The 17956-nt window shown below is 33.7% G+C and carries 17 protein-coding genes; 12 read left to right on the forward strand and 5 right to left on the reverse strand.

What is annotated here, in order from left to right; all coding sequences use genetic code 11:
• Positions 1-101 precede the first annotated feature (101 nt).
• Positions 102-3014 carry an ATP-binding protein gene (locus tag ACTB0X_RS07050; RefSeq protein WP_463024292.1) on the forward strand — a complete coding sequence of 971 codons (2913 nt, stop codon included), beginning with the start codon at positions 102-104 and terminating at the stop codon, positions 3012-3014.
• Here the strand turns inward: ACTB0X_RS07050 and ACTB0X_RS07055 are convergent.
• Genes ACTB0X_RS07055 through ACTB0X_RS07065 form a run of 3 tightly spaced genes read right to left on the reverse strand, consistent with a single transcriptional unit; the run spans position 3011 to position 4447 of the window.
• Entirely contained in the window at positions 3011-3319 is a 309-nt protein-coding gene (locus ACTB0X_RS07055) for an Hpt domain-containing protein (RefSeq protein ID WP_463024293.1), read from the reverse strand. The two genes, ACTB0X_RS07050 and ACTB0X_RS07055, sit on opposite strands and share 4 nt — an antisense overlap.
• Before the next feature lie 36 nt (positions 3320-3355).
• Positions 3356-3754 carry a response regulator gene (locus tag ACTB0X_RS07060; protein ID WP_463024294.1) on the reverse strand — a complete coding sequence of 133 codons (399 nt, stop codon included), beginning with the start codon at positions 3752-3754 and terminating at the stop codon, positions 3356-3358.
• Positions 3755-4447: a LytR/AlgR family response regulator transcription factor gene (locus tag ACTB0X_RS07065; RefSeq protein ID WP_463024295.1), complete on the reverse strand. Its 693-nt coding sequence runs from the start codon at positions 4445-4447 to the stop codon at positions 3755-3757.
• 93 nt (positions 4448-4540) lie between these two features.
• Here ACTB0X_RS07065 and ACTB0X_RS07070 point away from each other — a divergent pair, with 93 nt between their 5' ends.
• From ACTB0X_RS07070 to ACTB0X_RS07080, 3 genes are read left to right on the forward strand one after another with little or no spacing between them, the layout of a single operon-like run.
• The gene (locus ACTB0X_RS07070) at positions 4541-5257 is read left to right on the forward strand and encodes a DUF547 domain-containing protein (protein WP_463024296.1); all 717 of its coding nucleotides are present in this window, start codon (positions 4541-4543) and stop codon (positions 5255-5257) included.
• A gap of 1 nt (position 5258) precedes the next feature.
• Entirely contained in the window at positions 5259-5870 is a 612-nt protein-coding gene (locus ACTB0X_RS07075; RefSeq protein ID WP_463024297.1) for a TIGR04282 family arsenosugar biosynthesis glycosyltransferase, read from the forward strand.
• Between the two features lie 54 nt (positions 5871-5924).
• Positions 5925-6740 (forward strand): purine-nucleoside phosphorylase, encoded by an 816-nt coding sequence (locus ACTB0X_RS07080; RefSeq protein WP_463024298.1) that lies wholly within the window; start codon positions 5925-5927, stop codon positions 6738-6740.
• Positions 6741-6743: 3 nt separating this feature from the next.
• On the opposite strand, the gene ACTB0X_RS07085 is transcribed toward ACTB0X_RS07080, so the two are convergent.
• The gene (locus ACTB0X_RS07085; RefSeq protein ID WP_463024299.1) at positions 6744-7754 is read right to left on the reverse strand and encodes a glycoside hydrolase family 113; all 1011 of its coding nucleotides are present in this window, start codon (positions 7752-7754) and stop codon (positions 6744-6746) included.
• Between the two features lie 88 nt (positions 7755-7842).
• Here ACTB0X_RS07085 and ACTB0X_RS07090 point away from each other — a divergent pair, with 88 nt between their 5' ends.
• From ACTB0X_RS07090 to ACTB0X_RS07120, 7 genes are all read left to right on the forward strand, one after another.
• On the forward strand, positions 7843-9222 hold the full coding sequence (locus ACTB0X_RS07090) for a CsgG/HfaB family protein (RefSeq protein ID WP_463024300.1): 1380 nt from the start codon (positions 7843-7845) through the stop codon (positions 9220-9222).
• Positions 9219-10586 (forward strand): LPP20 family lipoprotein, encoded by a 1368-nt coding sequence (locus ACTB0X_RS07095; protein WP_463024301.1) that lies wholly within the window; start codon positions 9219-9221, stop codon positions 10584-10586. Before ACTB0X_RS07090 ends, ACTB0X_RS07095 begins: the two co-directional genes overlap by 4 nt.
• A gap of 70 nt (positions 10587-10656) precedes the next feature.
• A complete protein-coding gene (locus ACTB0X_RS07100) occupies positions 10657-11247 on the forward strand; it encodes a hypothetical protein (protein WP_463024302.1) in 591 nt (196 codons plus the stop codon).
• 175 nt (positions 11248-11422) lie between these two features.
• On the forward strand, positions 11423-13822 hold the full coding sequence (locus tag ACTB0X_RS07105) for an efflux RND transporter permease subunit (RefSeq protein ID WP_463024303.1): 2400 nt from the start codon (positions 11423-11425) through the stop codon (positions 13820-13822).
• A gap of 7 nt (positions 13823-13829) precedes the next feature.
• Positions 13830-14693: a glucose-1-phosphate thymidylyltransferase RfbA gene (rfbA, locus tag ACTB0X_RS07110; RefSeq protein WP_463024304.1), complete on the forward strand. Its 864-nt coding sequence runs from the start codon at positions 13830-13832 to the stop codon at positions 14691-14693.
• A gap of 1 nt (position 14694) precedes the next feature.
• Entirely contained in the window at positions 14695-15630 is a 936-nt protein-coding gene (locus ACTB0X_RS07115; protein WP_463024305.1) for an NAD-dependent epimerase/dehydratase family protein, read from the forward strand.
• The gene (locus ACTB0X_RS07120; protein WP_463024306.1) at positions 15631-16605 is read left to right on the forward strand and encodes a polyprenyl synthetase family protein; all 975 of its coding nucleotides are present in this window, start codon (positions 15631-15633) and stop codon (positions 16603-16605) included. It begins immediately after the preceding gene.
• Here the strand turns inward: ACTB0X_RS07120 and ACTB0X_RS07125 are convergent.
• Positions 16602-17510 carry a TIGR01777 family oxidoreductase gene (locus ACTB0X_RS07125; protein WP_463024307.1) on the reverse strand — a complete coding sequence of 303 codons (909 nt, stop codon included), beginning with the start codon at positions 17508-17510 and terminating at the stop codon, positions 16602-16604. The two genes, ACTB0X_RS07120 and ACTB0X_RS07125, sit on opposite strands and share 4 nt — an antisense overlap.
• Before the next feature lie 71 nt (positions 17511-17581).
• On the opposite strand from ACTB0X_RS07125, the gene ACTB0X_RS07130 reads away from it, so the two are divergent.
• The gene (locus ACTB0X_RS07130) at positions 17582-17944 is read left to right on the forward strand and encodes a hypothetical protein (protein WP_463024308.1); all 363 of its coding nucleotides are present in this window, start codon (positions 17582-17584) and stop codon (positions 17942-17944) included.
• Positions 17945-17956: the final 12 nt, after the last annotated feature.

The raw sequence follows: 17956 nt of genomic DNA on the forward strand, positions 1-17956 counted from the left end.
GAAACCTGTAAAGGATTGTTAGGAATAAATGGGGGACAAGAAAACATTTTTTTTCAAACTAATTAAAAATGAAATTGCATCTTTGTTAAAGGAAAATGTATATGGATAAATTATTTAGGTTTAGTTTTTTAATTTTTCTGCTATGTGGTCAATTATATGGGCAGGAAATTTCTATTGATAAATTATCAGAAAACGAATCTGATCTCAATTTTATATATGATTTAAAGGTAGATCAAAATGGAAGGTTACACATTGCTTCCGATCGCGGATTGTTTTTGTATGATGGGTTTGGGTTCAATCAATTAGAATTAACTCATTCACAAAAGTCTCCATTTATATCAGCCATTGAAAAAGGAGATTCTACCCAAATATATGGCCACTTTCAAGGAGAGTTAAGTGGTACGATTGGAGCGTTGGATTTAAAGCCAATGGGTAAGGTTATTGCCATAGTTGGAGGACTGCGTCACAAATATATTTTCAACCAAAAAGGTCAGTTTTTTGAATTGGATCAGAACTATCAATTAATAAATGAGGTGACTATCAAAGATGATTTGTTAGTAAACCAAGTTCAATATAAAAATGGCTTGATTTATATTGCCACTTCGAAAGGGTTATTTGTTTATTCTGCTAAAAGGCAATCGTTAGAACTTAAAAAACATTTATTTCAAGGGGAAAACATAAAAGTAGTTTATGCTGAAAATCGAATTTTTGTAGCGACAGATAAAAAGGTGAAGCACATCAGTTTAATTGTTGGTGAGCTGGTGGAGATTGATTTTTCATCACTTCTTAAAGGTGATATTAAATCTATCTTGGCCGACGATAATAGACTGATATTAGGTACGTCTAGAGGACTCTATGACCTTTATATTAGCGGGCCCAATTATTTTGTTTCTGCTAAAAAGGAATTTGATGGAGAAAAAGAATTTTCTATATCTAGGCTAATATTTGGTCCAGACAAATCAATATATGTAGGAACGAATGGAAATGGATTGTGGGGTATTCCTTCTACTCCTTATTGCTTTATTCCCAACCAATTGATAGACAATAACTCCATCAATTGCATAGAACGGTTTTCAAAAGATATCTTCATGTTTGGTGGAAAGGAGGGAGTTAGTTTTTACCGCAATGGGAAATTAATAAATGATCAATTTGAAGAAGCAAGGCAGTTAGAAAATGTGAACATAACAAGTTTCGAAAAATCAAAAATGGGGATTTATATTGGGACTGAAGAAAGTGGTGTTTGGCTTCTTAAACCTGACAAATCTTTAAAGCTATTAATTTCTGAAATAACTTCCATTCGAGATATTGAAGCTGATAGCATGGGAAACTTATGGATCAGCGCTGCATATGAGGGCTTGTTTGTTTATTCTAATAATGAATTAGTGCATTTCTCAGAACATAATTTATTTAATAGAAGTGATTTAGGTAAAATTTTGTGGAGAGGAGATAAGTTGTGGTTTATCAATGGAGACGAAGGCCTAGCATACATTAATATTAGAGATAGTTCTTATAATTTACCTAAGAACTTTCCACCTGTTAAGTTAATTGATTTTGATATCAATTTGAAGGGAGAAATTTTCGGAGCCACAGAAAGTGAAGGTATTATGTATGTCATGAATGATAAAATATCGTTTATTGACATCAAAAAGGGGACAAATAACAGTCAGTGTTTTTCGATTTTTGCAAATGACAATGGCAGTGTCTGGTTCACCAATCAGAATGCACTTTTCATGTGGAGTCCTGAAAATGGAGTGAGGGCATCCCTGATGACTGAATATTTTCCAAGTACTTTTCGTCAATTATCGAAGTATGGCATAAAACCAACGAATTGGTTTTATTATGGAACTGAGAAGGGAATACTTTATTTTCATTCAAATCAAGAACAGGATTTAAACTCGAGTAAATTTTTCTTCACCATAAACAATGTTGATTATAAGGAAGTAGATGAGGTAAATTTAAATTATTCAGCACATCTAAGACTGCAGTTCAGATTCGGAGATATGGTGAGCAACAGTCGATTGAAGTTTTACTTTCAAATCAATGAAGTGGACACTATTTGGCGGAAAGTTGATGGTAATGTAATTGAATATAGTAATTTAGGTTATGGAAAATTTACCGTAAAAATTAATGCCTTTAGTGAAGATGGAGTATTGTTTAGAACCCAAGTAATTCGACTTTCCATAAAAAAACCATTCTGGGTTCAACTTTGGTTTTATGTGATAGTATTTTTAATTCTAAGTATTGGTTTATATCTGATTGTGCAATACAGGATAAAGCAGTTAAAAATTAGAAATTTACAACTTACTGAAATAGTGAATCTCAGAACTCGTGAAATCACCCTGAAAAACAAACGACTGGAGCAATTTGCCTATGCGGTTTCTCACGATTTAAAGAATCCTGTAATTAATATTATTGGGTTAATAGATATTTTAAATCAGAAGAATGCGATTAAAGATCGGGAGTCAAAACGGATTTTTGATATGCTAACTCATTCATCAAGCCAACTAGACCGATTGGTAAAAGGGCTTGTCGAGTTGCTCAAGATTCGAAATGATTCTGTGGAAAGCAGTAATGTTCAAATTTCTAAAGTACTTGAAGAAGTGAAAAGTGCCATTTCTCTGCAAATACTAGAAAGTAAGGCAACCTTTAATGAAGATATTCAAGTGGATACGATTCTATACAATCATACTTATTTATACAGCATTGTCTATAATTTGATTTCAAACGCAGTAAAGTATAGAGATGCTTATCGTGATCTTGTCATTAATTTCAGTACAAAAAGAGAAGGTGATTATGTGGTTTTAGTTGTTGAAGATACAGGCTTAGGAATGGACTTAGAAGAAAATAAGGATCGTTTATTTAAGATGTTTCAGCGTTTTCATGACCATGTAGAAGGAACCGGTGTCGGTCTTCATTTGATTAAAGAAATGATAGAAAATTCTGGTGGCTATATTGAGGTAGAAAGTCAGTTGAGATTAGGCACTAAGTTTATCATCTATATAAAGGAGAGCTAGGTAATAAGATTGTTTTTTTGGATGTGTTCCTTTACTTCATTGAAGGCATTGAAAAGTGCTTTTTCTAGATTTTTCCCACTCAAGTTAATTTTCTTCTCTGCTTTTTCTTCAATTTCTTCAGCAATAGCAGATACTTTTAATGCACCAACTGTCTTGGATGCTCCAACAATTTTATGCGATAACCGTCTTATTTGTTCATGATTATCGCCATCCATTTGGTCCGTTAATTGGGAAATATCTTTAGCTACATCAGTGATATAAATGGATAAAATTTGACTAATTAAATTACTGTCAAATTCTTTCAAGTTGTATAGGTTTAAAATGGACACTTTAAAATGGGATTAAGAGTAATATTTTAATAACAATTGATTTATCTTTTCTCTTGTAAGTGGTTTATTTAAATGTTCTTGCACACCTAGTTTATCTGCAATTTCTTTTTCTTTCTCTAAATTGCTAGAAGTTAACATAGCCACAATTACTTTGGAATTGGATTTTACTTCAAGTTGATGATAGGCCTCCATAAATTGAAATCCATCCATAACAGGCATATTTAGGTCTAAAAAAACGATATCTATTGGCAATTGATCAGGGGTTCGATTTCTAAAAAATTCAATAGCTTCTTTTCCATTTTTCAAACAGATAATCTCTTCTGCAATGGCCATTTCATTAATTAGATTTTCATTGATGAAATTGGTAACAAAATCATCATCAATCAATAAAATTCGTTTTTTTCGGATCATCTAGAGTAAATTAATTCTTTCGTAGAGTTCTTTTTTATTGGATCGGCTTATCGGAAAAGTTTTGTTTTTAATCATTACTATATTTTCCTCTATTTTGTCAATTTGATTCAAATTCACAATGAATGAACGGTGAATTCTACAGAAATTCTGTGATGTTAATTTTTCTTCTACTTTTTTCATCGTAATGTTCACCACATATCTTTTTTCATTGGTATGAATTGTTACATAATCACCAAGAGACTCTATCCAGTTGATAGTCTCTAATTCTAATTTTATAAATGCAGAATCTGCTTTTACAAAAATACTTTTAGTTGCGTGATTGTTATTTTTTTGAATCTTCTTGGACTTAGCCGCACTTACTTTGTTAATCGCTTTTACCAAGCGATCTAAAGAGAAAGGCTTTAATAAATAGTCGGTTGCAGCGGTTTCATAGGCTTTTAAGGCATAATCCTGTCGTGAACTCACGAATATAATATAAGGATCATCATTAATCGCTTCTAAAAATTCAAAACCTGTCATCTCAGGCATTTCAATGTCCAAAAAAAGGATGTCAATTTCATTGTTACTTAATACTTTTAAAGCCTCAGTAACATGTTCACAAGAGGCAACAAGGTCTAAGGTTCCGGTTTTTTCTATTAGCGTTTCGAGTGCAAGCCTCGAAACGTGGTCGTCGTCTAGAATTAGGCAATTCATATTTTAGGTTTTAACTACAAACACAATTTTTACGTAAATTGCGGAAAGAAATGTTTATTTCTTGATACGAGCAAATTTAAACCAATATTTCTCATGAAAAAATTTTCAAGATACCTTTTGCTTTTTGTTTTATTGCTTTCAATGGCACCTAGTTCATTCTCTATTAATCATACTAGTTTTAGCAAAATTTTAACAAAGTATGTTGCCGTAAGTGGAAATGTGGATTATAAATCATTGTCCACTAACAGAGCTGCACTCAATGACTATTTGAAGTTGCTGCAGTCCAATCCTCCAAAAGAAGGTTGGTCTAAAAATGAAAAAATGGCGTATTGGATAAATGCTTACAATGCATTTACGATGGATCTAATCCTACAGAATTATCCTTTGAAAAGTATAATGGAAATAAATAATGGCAAACCTTGGGATTTGAATTTTATTTCAATTGGCAATGAAAAGTATTCGCTAAATAAGATTGAACACGAAATTTTGAGAAAAGAATTCAAAGATGCAAGAATACATTTTGCTGTAAATTGTGCTTCTGTTTCATGCCCTAAATTATTAAATGTGGCCTATGAGGCAAATACATTAGATAGTCAATTGAATAGTTCCGCAAAAGGATTTGTTAATAATAAGGAAAAGAATAGAATAACCACCGGAGCGGTTGAGATCTCAAAAATATTTGATTGGTTTGTCGATGATTTCAAAACTTATGGGGGAGTAATTCCGTTTATAAATAAATTTTCTACTGTAAAAGTAGGAACAGATGCATTAGTTAAATACAAAGAATATAACTGGAATCTCAACGAATAGAATGAATCACGCATTAATCATTTTTATTAAAAATCCTGAATTAGGAAAAGTAAAAACAAGACTGGCCAAATCCATAGGAAATCAAAAAGCACTAGAAGTGTATCAGATTCTCCAAGAAAAAACAAGAAAAGTATCGTTGGTTGTAAATGCCCAGCGATTTTTGTTTTATTCAGAAGAAGTCAATCAAAAAGATGACTGGTTGAATACAAACTTTGTTAAACGGCTTCAAGAAAATGGAGGGTTAGGAGAGCGAATGGAAGCTGCATTTCAAACTGTTTTTGAAAATGGAGCACAAAAGGCAATAATTATTGGCAGCGATTGTTACGACATTACGCCTGAGTTAATTGAATTGGCTTATCAAAAATTGAATGATTCGGATACCGTAATTGGCCCTGCAAATGATGGTGGATACTATTTAATAGGGATGAAAAAAAATCAACCTGATTTATTTCAAGATATGACCTGGAGCACTGAAACGGTCTTTCAGAATACTATAGATAAAATCACCAAACTGAACAGGACGTACGAGGTGCTTCCCACCTTAATAGATATCGATACCGAAGAGGATTTATTGGCTTCTTCATTTAATATGAAAGCTCTTTCATTGACTTAAGCTATTAAATTGTATTAACTTTGCGTCCTATTTTGCATTAAAAAGTAAGGAAAAATGACATTGGATCAAATAAAAGAAGCAGCTGATTATATAAGCAGTAAGGGAATAAATCAACCACAATTTGGAATAGTTTTAGGAACTGGATTAGGGAATTTAGTAACTAAAATTGAGAAGATATGCGAAATTGATTATTCAGATATTCCTCACTTTCCAGTTTCTACTGTAGAGTCTCACCATGGAAAGTTGATTTACGGAACGATTGAAGGTAAGAAAGTCTTGGCCATGCAAGGTCGTTTTCATTTTTATGAAGGCTATAGCATGCAGCAAATTACTTTTCCTATTAGAGTGATGAAATTGCTGAAAGTAGAGCGTTTATTGATTTCAAATGCAGCTGGCACGGTAAATCCGAATTTCAAAAAAGGCTCATTAATGTTGATAGATGATCACATCAATATGTTGCCTGCAAATCCATTAACTGGAAAAAATTTAGATGATTTGGGGCCAAGATTTCCTGATATGAGCCAGCCCTATGACGCAGAAATAAACAAGCAATTAGAAAATATTGCGAAGGACTTAGGTGTTACATTGCATAAAGGAGTTTATACACCGGTTGCTGGACCTAACCTTGAAACTAGAGCAGAATATAGATATTTGAGAACAATAGGGAGTGATGCAGTTGGTATGTCTACAGTTCCAGAGGTAATTGTTGCCAATCATATGGGATTGCCGTGTGTGGCCATTTCAGTATTAACTGATGAGTGTGATCCAGATAATTTGCACCCAGTTTCCATTGCAGAAATTTTAGAAATTGCAGGAAGAGCAGAAAAAGATTTGACAAAACTATATGTCGAACTTATAAAAAGAGTTTAAGTACTATTTGCTATAGTATTTTTTGATAACAGACAAAGCCGGTTTGTTTTGAGGAGTGAAACCACTGTTCTCAGAACCTCCGGCTTTATCATTTTCATGAAACCACTTCCATAAAAAACCTCCTGCTATATAGTCTTTTGACCAAAACTTTTCATAAAATGTGTTTAAAATAGTGGCTTGTACCTGAAGGTTTACACCATGATCAGTATAAGATTCCCATGGGCTTCTCGCTGAATAATTCATACTCCTAAATCCATATTCAGTAAAAATTATTTTTTTGTTTTTTGATTCTGAATAGGCACCCAGAGTAGTGTTTAGATCAGTTAAACTTTGGTTTAAATCAGTTGCAGAAGGACTTTCCTTTTCAGACAATGGAAAATAGGCGTCGATTCCAATATAATCTAATTGATCCCAAAAAGGAGTTCGGCTGTACTCATCCCAATTAGCGGCATAGGTTATTTTTCCGGAATAAACTTTTTTTACTTCCGTAATTAGTTGATTCCAAAATAGATGGCGATTTTCTATAAATTTTTCTAATTCAGTTCCTATACAAAATAGCGCCACCTTTTCTGAAGCTGCGATTGTTGCAAAAGTCAAAATGAAGTCCTGATATTCAGATTCAAATTTTTGCCAGTCTGCATCACTTTTATATACTAAACTGCCAGTATAAGTGCCATGCAAAAGCCATAATTGGGGTTTTAAAAGTACTTTCTGACCTGCTTTGTGAGCCATTTTTATTGTCGCTTTTACACCTTCAGCTTTTTCTCCCCACCATTGTCTTTCCTGATTATAGTATACTTTTGGGTTGGTGTCTCCATAACAAAAAGCAAAGGGCATTATAGCTAAAAAATTAGAACCCGTTTCTTCAACTACGGTTTGAATTGGCAAGCTGTCAATTTCGTTTGGAGAAGCAACAAAACTGATTCCGTTTATCTTTTGTTGTGTTGGCTTATGTCCGCTTGCACATGCTGATAAAAAAACAATTGTGATTGAAATAATAGTGTTTTTAAACATATTTAAAAGTAATAAAATGGAATCGAAGTAGAACATTTTTAATGCTTGGCACAATTTTTATAATATTGCAAGTAAATTCACAAACTGAATGAAAAAACGAATTCTATATATCGCCTTTATTTTTGTCCTCTTGTTTTTGCAAGCTTGCAGTGGTTCGAAGAAGTATGCCAAGCAAGCTGAGGCCTTTCAAGAGGCTGGGCTGTATAAAGATGCAGCGACTAGTTATTTAGAGTCATTGAGAAGAGATCCTACTAATTTAGATGCAAGAGTTGGTTTGCGCCTTAATGGAACAAAAGTATTCGGAGATTATCTTGATGATTTTTTTAAGGCCAAGGCGGTTGGAGATAACAGAAAAGCGGTATATACTTATATAGATGCGAAACGATATGCCGAAACATTAGGGATGTATAATATTTCAGTAGATGAACCTAGTTATATAAAAAGTGATTTTGAAGCTTTAAAGACAGAATACCTTTCTACTTTATATAACGATGGCAAAATGCTTTTGGGGAAAGGTGATTATGCCGCTGCTAAGAGTAGGCTAAGTGAAATTGTTACTATAGATAGTGGATTTAAGGATGCAAAGGAGTTAGAAAAAATAGCGTTGATAGAACCGTTATATATTCAAGCAGAGCAGGCTTTTCGGCAAGAGAAGTATGTGAAAGCTTATGATTTAATGAATCAGGTGAATGCCCACGATATTGATTACAAAGAAAGTGTGAGTATCAAACAACAATGTTTAGAACTTGGGACCTATACCGTGGCATTAATATCGATTACCAATACTACAAATGATAAGGCAATTAGTCATAAAATTCAGGCAAATTTAATGTCTGCATTGGCGAACAACAATAACCCTTTTATTAAAATTATCGATCGGGAAAATATGGAAGCGTTGTTGGCTCAGCAAAAGTTGAATTTGTCTGGCTCTATTGATGAAAAAACGGCAGCTAGTGCAGGCGATTTATTAGGTGCAAAAGCTGTATTGACAGGGAAGGTAATTGAATATTATTCCAATATGGGTAAAATGCAAGTGTTTGACCGAAGTGGTTTTGAAGCCTATGGTGTTAAACAATTCAATAAAGCTACTCAGAAAGAAGAAGTAGTAACAAAGTATAAAAAAGCGGCCTACACTGAATATTATCAGAAAAATGAAGTGAAGTTGGCTTATCAAATTCAGTTGACTTCATTGCAAACAGGAGAAATTTTATTTTCTAAGTTTTTTGATCAAACCAATGCAGATGCAATGCATTTTGCCATTTACGAAGGAGATGCTCGTTATCTATATCCTGAAGCTAACGGCGCAGTTAGTTTTAATAATAATGAGCGAAAGCAATTGAATCAATTATTAAATGCAAAACGAGAAGTGGATAACGCATCAGAATTAACAAATAGTTTACTAAATAGCTCTACATCAAATTTCTCACAAGAGATAATTAATCAATTACAGAACTACATAAGCAAATGAAAAAGTATTTATTAGTACTCGCATCAATCGTTTTAATTACAGCCTGTAATAATAAGAAAAAAGTTGTTCAAGAGCCTGAAATTGCGAAACCAACATGGATTAATGATCGACCAATTACAGACGTATATTATGTAGGTATAGGCTCTGCCTCCAAAGTTGATGGGACAAATTTTATAGAATCAGCCAAGAATAATGCATTGAACGATTTGGCATCTGAAATTAAAGTGAATTTAGAATCGAGTACGGTTTATTATCAAAATGAAACGAATAAAACTTTTAATGAGGATTTTAGATCCACAATAAAAACTTCTATTGCAGCCGATTTGGAAGGTTATACTATGATAGATTCATGGCAAGATCAGAATAAATATTGGGTGTATTATCGATTGTCAAAATCAGAATACTTTGCACAAATAGAACGAAAGAAAATGGCAGCTAAAAAGGAGGGTGAGGAGTTTTATAATTTAGGAAATAATGCTGCTAAAAATGGGGATGTATTGCTAGCCATTACAAATTATTTCGATGCAATGTCTGCTATCAAAGAATTTTCTCCTGGGTCAATTGAGGTAGTTAGTGAGGGCAAAATGGTCTTTATGGATCAATTAATTATGGCTTCGCTTCAAAACTTAATTTCTTCTATTGAGCTAGATAATAATGATATTCCAGAACCTTTGAGTTATTTTAATGGCTTCAAAACTTATTATCCATTGAAAATTAAAAGGGGCAGTAAGGATTTGGCGGGAATTCCCTTAGAGTCTGTCTTTTTTAATCAATATGGTGAAGTTTCTGAACAATATGTTTCAAATGAAAATGGAACTGTAAATATCAGTATGGTTGCCAACGATTTAAAGTTTGAGCACATTACCAATCTAGTTCGATTGAACTTAAACGAGATTTCTAAAAATAGAGTGGATGCAGAGTTTCTAAAGTTTAAGATTGCTAATCTTGTGCTGCCAAGAGTGGAGTTGAAGTTAGCAGTAATTAAGCCTACTCTATTTGTGAGTTCTTCCGAAAAGGAGTTTGGTAAAAAGCGAACTGCTGAACAATTGTCTGGAATGTTAATTTCAGGATTAGTAAAAGAAGGTATTCAAATTATTGATAAAAAAGAAAAAGCAGACTTAATTTTAGAGTTAGATGCTGATACAAAATTTCAAAGTAAGGATGATAATTTTACAGTAGTTGTTTTAAATTATAACATCAATTTGACTGAATTAAAAACCAGAAAGTCAGTATATTCTATCGCTGAGGGTCCAATAAAGGGAGTAAATTTAGATCAATCAAGAGCATCGGTGAAAGCTTATGAAAAGGCTGAAAGTGAAATGAATAGAAAAGTTATTCCAAAATTAAAAGAAGTGATATTGTAGGTTTTAGAATTTAAAACCAACTTTGGCACAGTTTCTGAAAAGACAAAAATCAATTATAAATCTGTTAACCATGAAAATGAAAATCAAAAAAGTAGGAGTGATGGCGATTACGACATTGGCTCTAATGGCAAGTTTAAGTGCTTGTAAGAATAAGGAAAAAGTAGCTGAGCGAGAACGTCCAGCAGACGAAGTGTTGGTAAACGTTTATTGTTCTGGAGATGAATACTTCAGCAATACTAAATTTTTTAGAGCGAATGCGGTTGGAGAGAGCATGGATCAGTCTACATCTAAGAAAAAAGCAATGAGTAATGCAAAAGCTGATTTAGCTTCTGCTATTCAAACGACCATTAAAGGAACAATTGATAATTATGTAAATTCTACTGAAGTAAATAATGTAGAGCAATTAGAAGAACGTTTTGAAGGATTAACAAGAGAAGTGATCAATCAAGAATTGGTAGGTACCAAAACAATTTGTGAGAAGGTAACTAAGACTTCAACAGGAAATTACAAAACATACATCGCTATTGAATTATCAGGTGATGAGATGGTTTCCAAAATGAATGAGCGTATTTCTAAAGATGAGATTTTGAAAGTAGATTACGATTATGAAAAGTTTAAAAAGACTTTTGAAGAAGAAATGAAGAAGTTGGAAAATAAATAGGTTTTTCTAGTTTCAATTTATAGTGGAAAAGGAGATGCGGGAAAGCATCTCCTTTTTTGTTTTCTATCTTATTTAATCGCAATGAAGTCACGTTTTTGTTATATTTAACGATATTTGTCTAACTTTTTTTGAAAGGAATTTTTAAAAAGGAGTTTTAACGTTTAAGTTGTATTTTATGTGGACCAAATTTGCAGGTCATATTCTTAGGAAAAGGTATTACATTATTGCTGTTTTAATAGCTATAACTATAGTAATGGGTTATTTTGCTTCCAAGGTAAAGATGTCTTATGAAATGGCGCAAATGCTGCCAGAAACTGATTCAACTTATCAAGAGTTTGAATCGTTTAAGGCACAATTTGGTCAAGAAGGAAGCGTCTTGGTTATAGGAATGAAGGATGAACGGCTTTTTGAGTTGAACAACTTTAATAAATGGTATGACCTTAGTAATAATTTACGTGAAGTTGTGGGGATTGATGAGGTTTTGTCTGTTCCTGCAATCATCAACCTTACCAAAGATTCTGAAGCTAAGAAGTTTGTGCCTGAACGTATTTTTAAAGAGCGACCTACTTCTCAATCACAACTTGATAGTTTATTGAATGAAGTTCGAAATCTCCCATTTTACAAAGGATATTTATACAACGATGACGAGAATTTCACTTTAATGGCGCTCACGTTGGATCGAAAATACTTGGATTCAAAAGACAGGAAAGTCCTGATTGACGAAGCGTACAGTTTGATTTTTAAATTTGAAGATGAAACAGGTTTAACCGTAAGGTCCTCAGGATTGCCTTATATTCGATCCAATAATACCAGCAAGATCAGTGAAGAAATAAAAATGTTCATTGTTTTGGCTATTTTGGTAACAGCCACTATTTTGTTATTGTTTTTTAGGTCGTTCAAAGCCATGTTTTTTTCTATGCTAATTGTAATGGTTGGGGTAGTTTGGTCGGTTGGATTTCTTGGAGTTTTTGGATTTCAAATTAGTATTTTAACAGCCCTAATCCCTCCATTAATTATTGTAATTGGAATCCCCAATTGTATTTTTATTATCAACAAATACCATCAAGAATACAGCTACCATGGCAATCAGATAAAAGCACTAAATCGTGTAATCTACAAGATAGGAAATGCTATATTTTTAACCAATACAACAACAGGATTGGGTTTTGCTACCTTTATTTTTACGCAAAGCGCCATCTTAGTCGAGTTTGGGATAATCGCATCCTTAGGAATTCTATCCGTTTTTATCTTGTCCATCACTTTGATGCCAATTTTACTAAGCTTTTTAATGCCGCCAAGTAAAAGACACATTAAGCACTTGGAACGTAAATGGGTTTTTGTGATTGTAAGTCAATTGATGAATATTGTGTTGAAGTACAGGAAGGTGGTTTATATTGTTACTGCTATTATAATTGTAGTTTCTATTTATGGTGTGACTAAAATAAAAGTGACTGGAAATATAGCCGATGATTTACCTCGAAAGGATCCTGTTTACCTCGATCTTAAATTCTTTGAAGGTGAAGTGAAAGGAGTTTTACCACTAGAAGTAACTATTGATACCAAAAAGAAAGGAGGAGTATTTAAATTATCAAACCTCAAAAAAATCGATAAACTTCAAGACTTATTGCATGAATACCCAGAATTTTCTAAACCACTCTCTCTGGTAGAAGGGTTGAAATTCGCTAAGCAATCGTTTTATGGTGGAGACCCTTCCAAATATTCTCTATTCAATAGTCAGGAGCAAGCTTTTATTGGACCCTATTTTCAGGGTGCTGACGAAACCAGTAGAGATTTATTGAAATCTTACGTAGATAGTAATAAGCAGATTACTAGAATTACAGCCCAGGTAGCAGATGTAGGAACCAATAGAATGGAAGCCATTATGACGGATTTGAAACCTCGAGTGGATTCAATATTCTCTCCTGAGAAATACAAAGTGTCCCTAACAGGAACGAGTATTGTTTGGTTAAAAGGAACAGAATATTTAGTTAAAAATCTATTTATAAGTTTAGGTATTGCTATTTTATTGATTGCAATTATCATGTCTATTTTGTTCTCTTCTGTGAGAATGGTTTTTATGAGTTTAATACCTAATTTGCTTCCTTTATTGACTACTGCAGCCATCATGGGATATTTTGGAATTTCGATAAAACCTTCCACTATTCTTATTTTTAGTATTGCATTTGGAATCTCTGTGGATGATACAATTCACTTTTTAGCAAAATACCGACAAGAATTAAAAGCACACTCTTGGAATATTAAAGAGGCGGCGCTGCTTGCCTTGAAAGAAACAGGAGTCAGTATGATTTATACTTCCATCGTTTTGTTCTTTGGATTTGGCGTTTTTGCAGCTTCGGAGTTTGGTGGAACAGTGGCATTGGGTATGTTGGTGTCACTTACTTTATTGGTAGCAATGTGTTCTAACTTATTGCTGTTGCCATCTTTAATTCTTAGTTTAGACAAATGGGTGACCACAAAAGCATTTGAAAAGGAATCATTAATTGAATTAGTAGACGAAGAGGAAGACATAGACTTAGAAGGTTTAGAGATAGGGTCTCAATCTGATAAAAAATAAAAACATTATGAAAGGAATTATCTTAGCAGGTGGGTCAGGAACAAGATTGCACCCTTTAACATTAGCCGTAAGTAAGCAGTTGATGCCAGTATATGATAAACCAATGATTTATTATCCGCTTTCTACTTTAATGAGCGCAGGAATAAATGAAATACTTATTATTACTACTCCCCATGACAGTGCCAGCTTTAAAAAATTGCTTGGAGATGGAAGTCAATTTGGATGTAAGTTTGAATTCGCTGTGCAGGATATTCCAAATGGTTTAGCTCAAGCTTTCGTCATTGGTGAATCGTTTATTGGTGCTGATAGTGTAGCCTTGGTTTTAGGGGATAATATCTTTTACGGTACTGGATTAGAAGAGAATTTACAACAGCATTTAGAACCAAAAGGTGGAGTTGTGTTTGCTTACCATGTTTCTGATCCTGAAAGATACGGAGTGGTTGAGTTTGATAAAAATAAAAATGCACTTTCAATTGAAGAAAAGCCCGAGACCCCTAAATCTAATTATGCCGTTCCAGGATTGTATTTTTATGATAATTCAGTAATCTCAATAGCCAAGGAGCTAGAGCCTAGTTCTAGGGGAGAGTATGAAATTACTGATGTGAATAAAGAGTACTTAAAACGGAAGGAGTTGAAAGTGGCCATTCTCGATAGAGGGACAGCTTGGTTAGATACTGGCACATTTGATTCGTTGATGCAAGCGGCTCAATTTGTAGAAGTAATTGAGCAGCGTCAAGGATTGAAAGTTGGTTGCTTAGAAGAAATTGCCTTTAGAATGGGGTATATCGATCAAAAGCAATTGCATAAGTTAGCTGAACCACTTATTAAAAGCGGATATGGAAAGTATTTAATGAATTTGACCAAAGATTAAAATGACCCTAAAAAACATACTAATTACCGGTGGAGCAGGTTTTGTTGCTAGTGCTATGGCTGAAAAGTTAGCAGAGGACAAATCCAATAATATTGTTATTGTAGATAATTTATTGACAGGGAATATTAACCGTATTCCAAAAAAAGAGAATGTAAAATTTATCAAAGCTGATGTCAATCGATTTGAAGATATAGCAGGAGTTTTTTATACCTTTTCTTTCGATTATGTATTTCATTATGCGGCTGTAGTTGGAGTAAAGAGAACAACTGACAATCCTGTAATGGTTTTGGATGATATTGCAGGAGTAAAGAATGTATTGAGTTTATGCAAGAATACTGGTGTAAAACGAGTGTTTTTCTCTTCGTCTTCAGAAGTTTATGGCGAGCCAGTTGAGATGCCACAGAATGAACACACTACTCCGTTGAATTCAAGATTACCCTATGCAATTGTAAAGAATGTTGGTGAAGCTTTCTTAAAGTCCTATAAAAAGGAGTTTGACTTGGATTATACGATATTTAGGTTCTTCAACACCTATGGTCCAAAACAAAGTAAAGATTTTGTAATTAGTAAGTTTATTGCAAAAGCTTTGAAAGGTGAGGATATCACCATTTTTGGGGATGGAATGCAAACCCGAACTTTTTGTTACATTGAAGATAACATTCAAGCATGCTACAATGCATTCAAGAATAATGAGGTAATGAATGATGTCATTAATATCGGGAATGATAACGAGATGACTGTTTTAGATTTAGCTAGCACGATTATCAAATTGTCAGGTTCATCATCAAAAATAGTACACCTGCCTCCATTGGAAGAAGGGGATATGAGTCGAAGAAATCCTGATATTTCAAAGATGAAAAAATTACTCGGGAGAGACTTGACGGATCTTGAAACTGGACTATCAAACGTAATTAATAACCCTTCATTTATTCTCTAAATGCTTTCTTTCAAAAAGGCTTATCTAGAAGTTGAAAAATTTATCGCGGAAGCTGATTTTAGTGGAAATCCTCCTGAACTGTATGATCCTATTTCATATAGTATGAATCTAGGTGGCAAGCGGATTAGACCGGCTACTTTATTGATGGTTGCCGAAATTTTTAGTGCTGACAAGCAAGATGCACTTAATGCAGCAATGGGTATCGAAGTGTTTCATAACTTCACTTTAGTGCATGACGATATTATGGATGAAGCTCCGCTTCGTCGCGGAAAGCAAACTGTTTATAAGAAATGGAATAGAGACATTGCCATACTTTCGGGCGATGTAATGTTTGTTAAAGCCGTTGATTACTTTTTGAAATTACAGCCAGCTCAGCAATTAGCAGATGTACTTCGAGTATTTAATAAAACTGCTGCAGAGGTTTGTGATGGACAACAGATGGATATGAATTTTGAAACAGCAGATCAGGTTTCAATTGATGATTATCTTCAAATGATTGAATTAAAAACTGCTGTCTTGTTGGCTGCAGGAATGAAAATTGGAGCGATGATTGGCAATGCTTCAGCTGAGGATGCTAATTACATTTACGAATTTGGACGAAATGTTGGAATTGCATTTCAATTGCAAGACGATTATTTAGATGCTTACGCAGACCCTAAAGCATTTGGGAAAAGAGTGGGCGGAGATATCATATCCAATAAGAAAACCTATTTATTGTTGGAAGCATTGAACTTGGCGAATGATGCACAGAAATTAGAATTGAATTTTTGTTTAAACGGGAGCTTAAGCGATGATGAAAAAATAGATCGAGTAAAGACGATTTATAATCAGCTTCACATTCCTGAGTTGAGTCAAAAATTAATGAAGGAGTATTATAATCGAGGAATGGAATCACTTACTAAAGTAAATGTATCCCAAAAATTGAAACAACCGTTAATTGACATTGCAGAGGAATTGATGTTTAGAGATATTTAATGGGTATATAAATCCTTCAATGCATCCTTAAGCAGACTATATCTATACTGAAATCCTGTAGCCTTTATTTTTTTATTTGATACCGCACTTCCTTTTAATACCATCATTGCTCGCTCTCCTAATATTATCTTCATTACAAAAGATGGTACATTTGGTAAGATTAATGGCTTTTTCAAGACTTGAGCTACTGCTTTTGTAAATTCAGCATTTGTACAGTGTTCGTCTGCACACCCATTAAAACTTCCTGTCAATTTATTCTCCATCTGAAAAATGAATTGATTGCTAATGTCATGAATGTGAACCCAAGGAATGTATTGTTTTCCTGAGCCTAAAGGTGCTCCGGCGTAATATTGAATGGGTCGAGCCAATTCTTTTAACGCTCCACCCTCTGTAGACAGCACAATGCCAATTCGAACCGCAGAAGTGGGTATTGCTAATGCATTGAATTGAAACACGGCTTTTTCCCACTTTAAGCAAGTGTTGGCTAGAAAGTCCGTTCCCGGCTGGTCAGATTCTTCATAAACGTGATTTGAAGTTTCAAATCCATAGTAACCCACTGCGGAGGCTGAAACGATTGACTTGAAAGCAATGTTGTTATTTTTAGTGATTTCGAAAAGAAAATTTAATGCATCTACACGGCTATTTATTATTTCTGTTTTTCGTTCATCAGTCCATTTTTTATCGGCTATTCCAGCTCCTACTAAGTTTATTAAATAGTCGTATTTCTTTACTTTTTCTATATCTATCGTCTTTTTTGTCAAGTCCCAAACAATTGTTTCAACACGCGAATCGCCTTTTGAGCTTCTACTAATGTGTCCTACTTTATATCCTTTTTCAATTAAAAGAGTGGTCAATACATCCCCCACTAAACCACTTCCACCACTTATTAATACTGATTCTTTCATAACCTTGATGTTTTGTTTTAAAACACGCATCTTTGTTCTATGTTCAAATTTACTGATTAGAACTTCGGGATATGATACCTACTCTACAACAAATTGAAATTTATAAGAATGAACAAGGCTTTTTGAATGAAACTTTTATTCAATTAAAAAAAGACATTGATCGGGTAGGCATAGTATGGGAAGTGAATGAGGTAAAAGATTGGAGTTTTGATTTGCTCATGAAAATCCTTTTTCCAATTGTGGAACGACAATTGGAATGCCATTCTGAGCAAATTTTTGCGCTATTTTATATGATAGATATTCCAGAAAAAGCGATTAAGGAGGCTTTAGATGGCCAATCTGACAAAGGGGTGTCGCATGCTATAACAAAACTCATCATCGAACGTGAACTATTAAAAGTGCTCACACGAGCATATTTTAGTAATAAGCTGTAAGTGCTGTAATTT

The sequence above is a fragment of the Acidiluteibacter sp. genome, from assembly GCF_055129545.1.

Coding starts and splice junctions, on each gene's coding strand:
- ACTB0X_RS07125 (WP_463024307.1), bottom strand. CDS start 17,510: ATGAAAGAATCAGTATTAATAAGTGGTGGAAGTGGTTTAGTGGGGGAT.
- ACTB0X_RS07130 (WP_463024308.1), top strand. CDS start 17,582: ATGATACCTACTCTACAACAAATTGAAATTTATAAGAATGAACAAGGC.
- rfbA (WP_463024304.1), top strand. CDS start 13,830: ATGAAAGGAATTATCTTAGCAGGTGGGTCAGGAACAAGATTGCACCCT.
- ACTB0X_RS07100 (WP_463024302.1), top strand. CDS start 10,657: ATGAAAATGAAAATCAAAAAAGTAGGAGTGATGGCGATTACGACATTG.
- ACTB0X_RS07060 (WP_463024294.1), bottom strand. CDS start 3,754: ATGATCCGAAAAAAACGAATTTTATTGATTGATGATGATTTTGTTACC.
- ACTB0X_RS07095 (WP_463024301.1), top strand. CDS start 9,219: ATGAAAAAGTATTTATTAGTACTCGCATCAATCGTTTTAATTACAGCC.
- ACTB0X_RS07070 (WP_463024296.1), top strand. CDS start 4,541: ATGAAAAAATTTTCAAGATACCTTTTGCTTTTTGTTTTATTGCTTTCA.
- ACTB0X_RS07105 (WP_463024303.1), top strand. CDS start 11,423: ATGTGGACCAAATTTGCAGGTCATATTCTTAGGAAAAGGTATTACATT.
- ACTB0X_RS07065 (WP_463024295.1), bottom strand. CDS start 4,447: ATGAATTGCCTAATTCTAGACGACGACCACGTTTCGAGGCTTGCACTC.
- ACTB0X_RS07050 (WP_463024292.1), top strand. CDS start 102: ATGGATAAATTATTTAGGTTTAGTTTTTTAATTTTTCTGCTATGTGGT.
- ACTB0X_RS07090 (WP_463024300.1), top strand. CDS start 7,843: ATGAAAAAACGAATTCTATATATCGCCTTTATTTTTGTCCTCTTGTTT.
- ACTB0X_RS07085 (WP_463024299.1), bottom strand. CDS start 7,754: ATGTTTAAAAACACTATTATTTCAATCACAATTGTTTTTTTATCAGCA.
- ACTB0X_RS07120 (WP_463024306.1), top strand. CDS start 15,631: ATGCTTTCTTTCAAAAAGGCTTATCTAGAAGTTGAAAAATTTATCGCG.
- ACTB0X_RS07080 (WP_463024298.1), top strand. CDS start 5,925: ATGACATTGGATCAAATAAAAGAAGCAGCTGATTATATAAGCAGTAAG.
- ACTB0X_RS07075 (WP_463024297.1), top strand. CDS start 5,259: ATGAATCACGCATTAATCATTTTTATTAAAAATCCTGAATTAGGAAAA.
- ACTB0X_RS07115 (WP_463024305.1), top strand. CDS start 14,695: ATGACCCTAAAAAACATACTAATTACCGGTGGAGCAGGTTTTGTTGCT.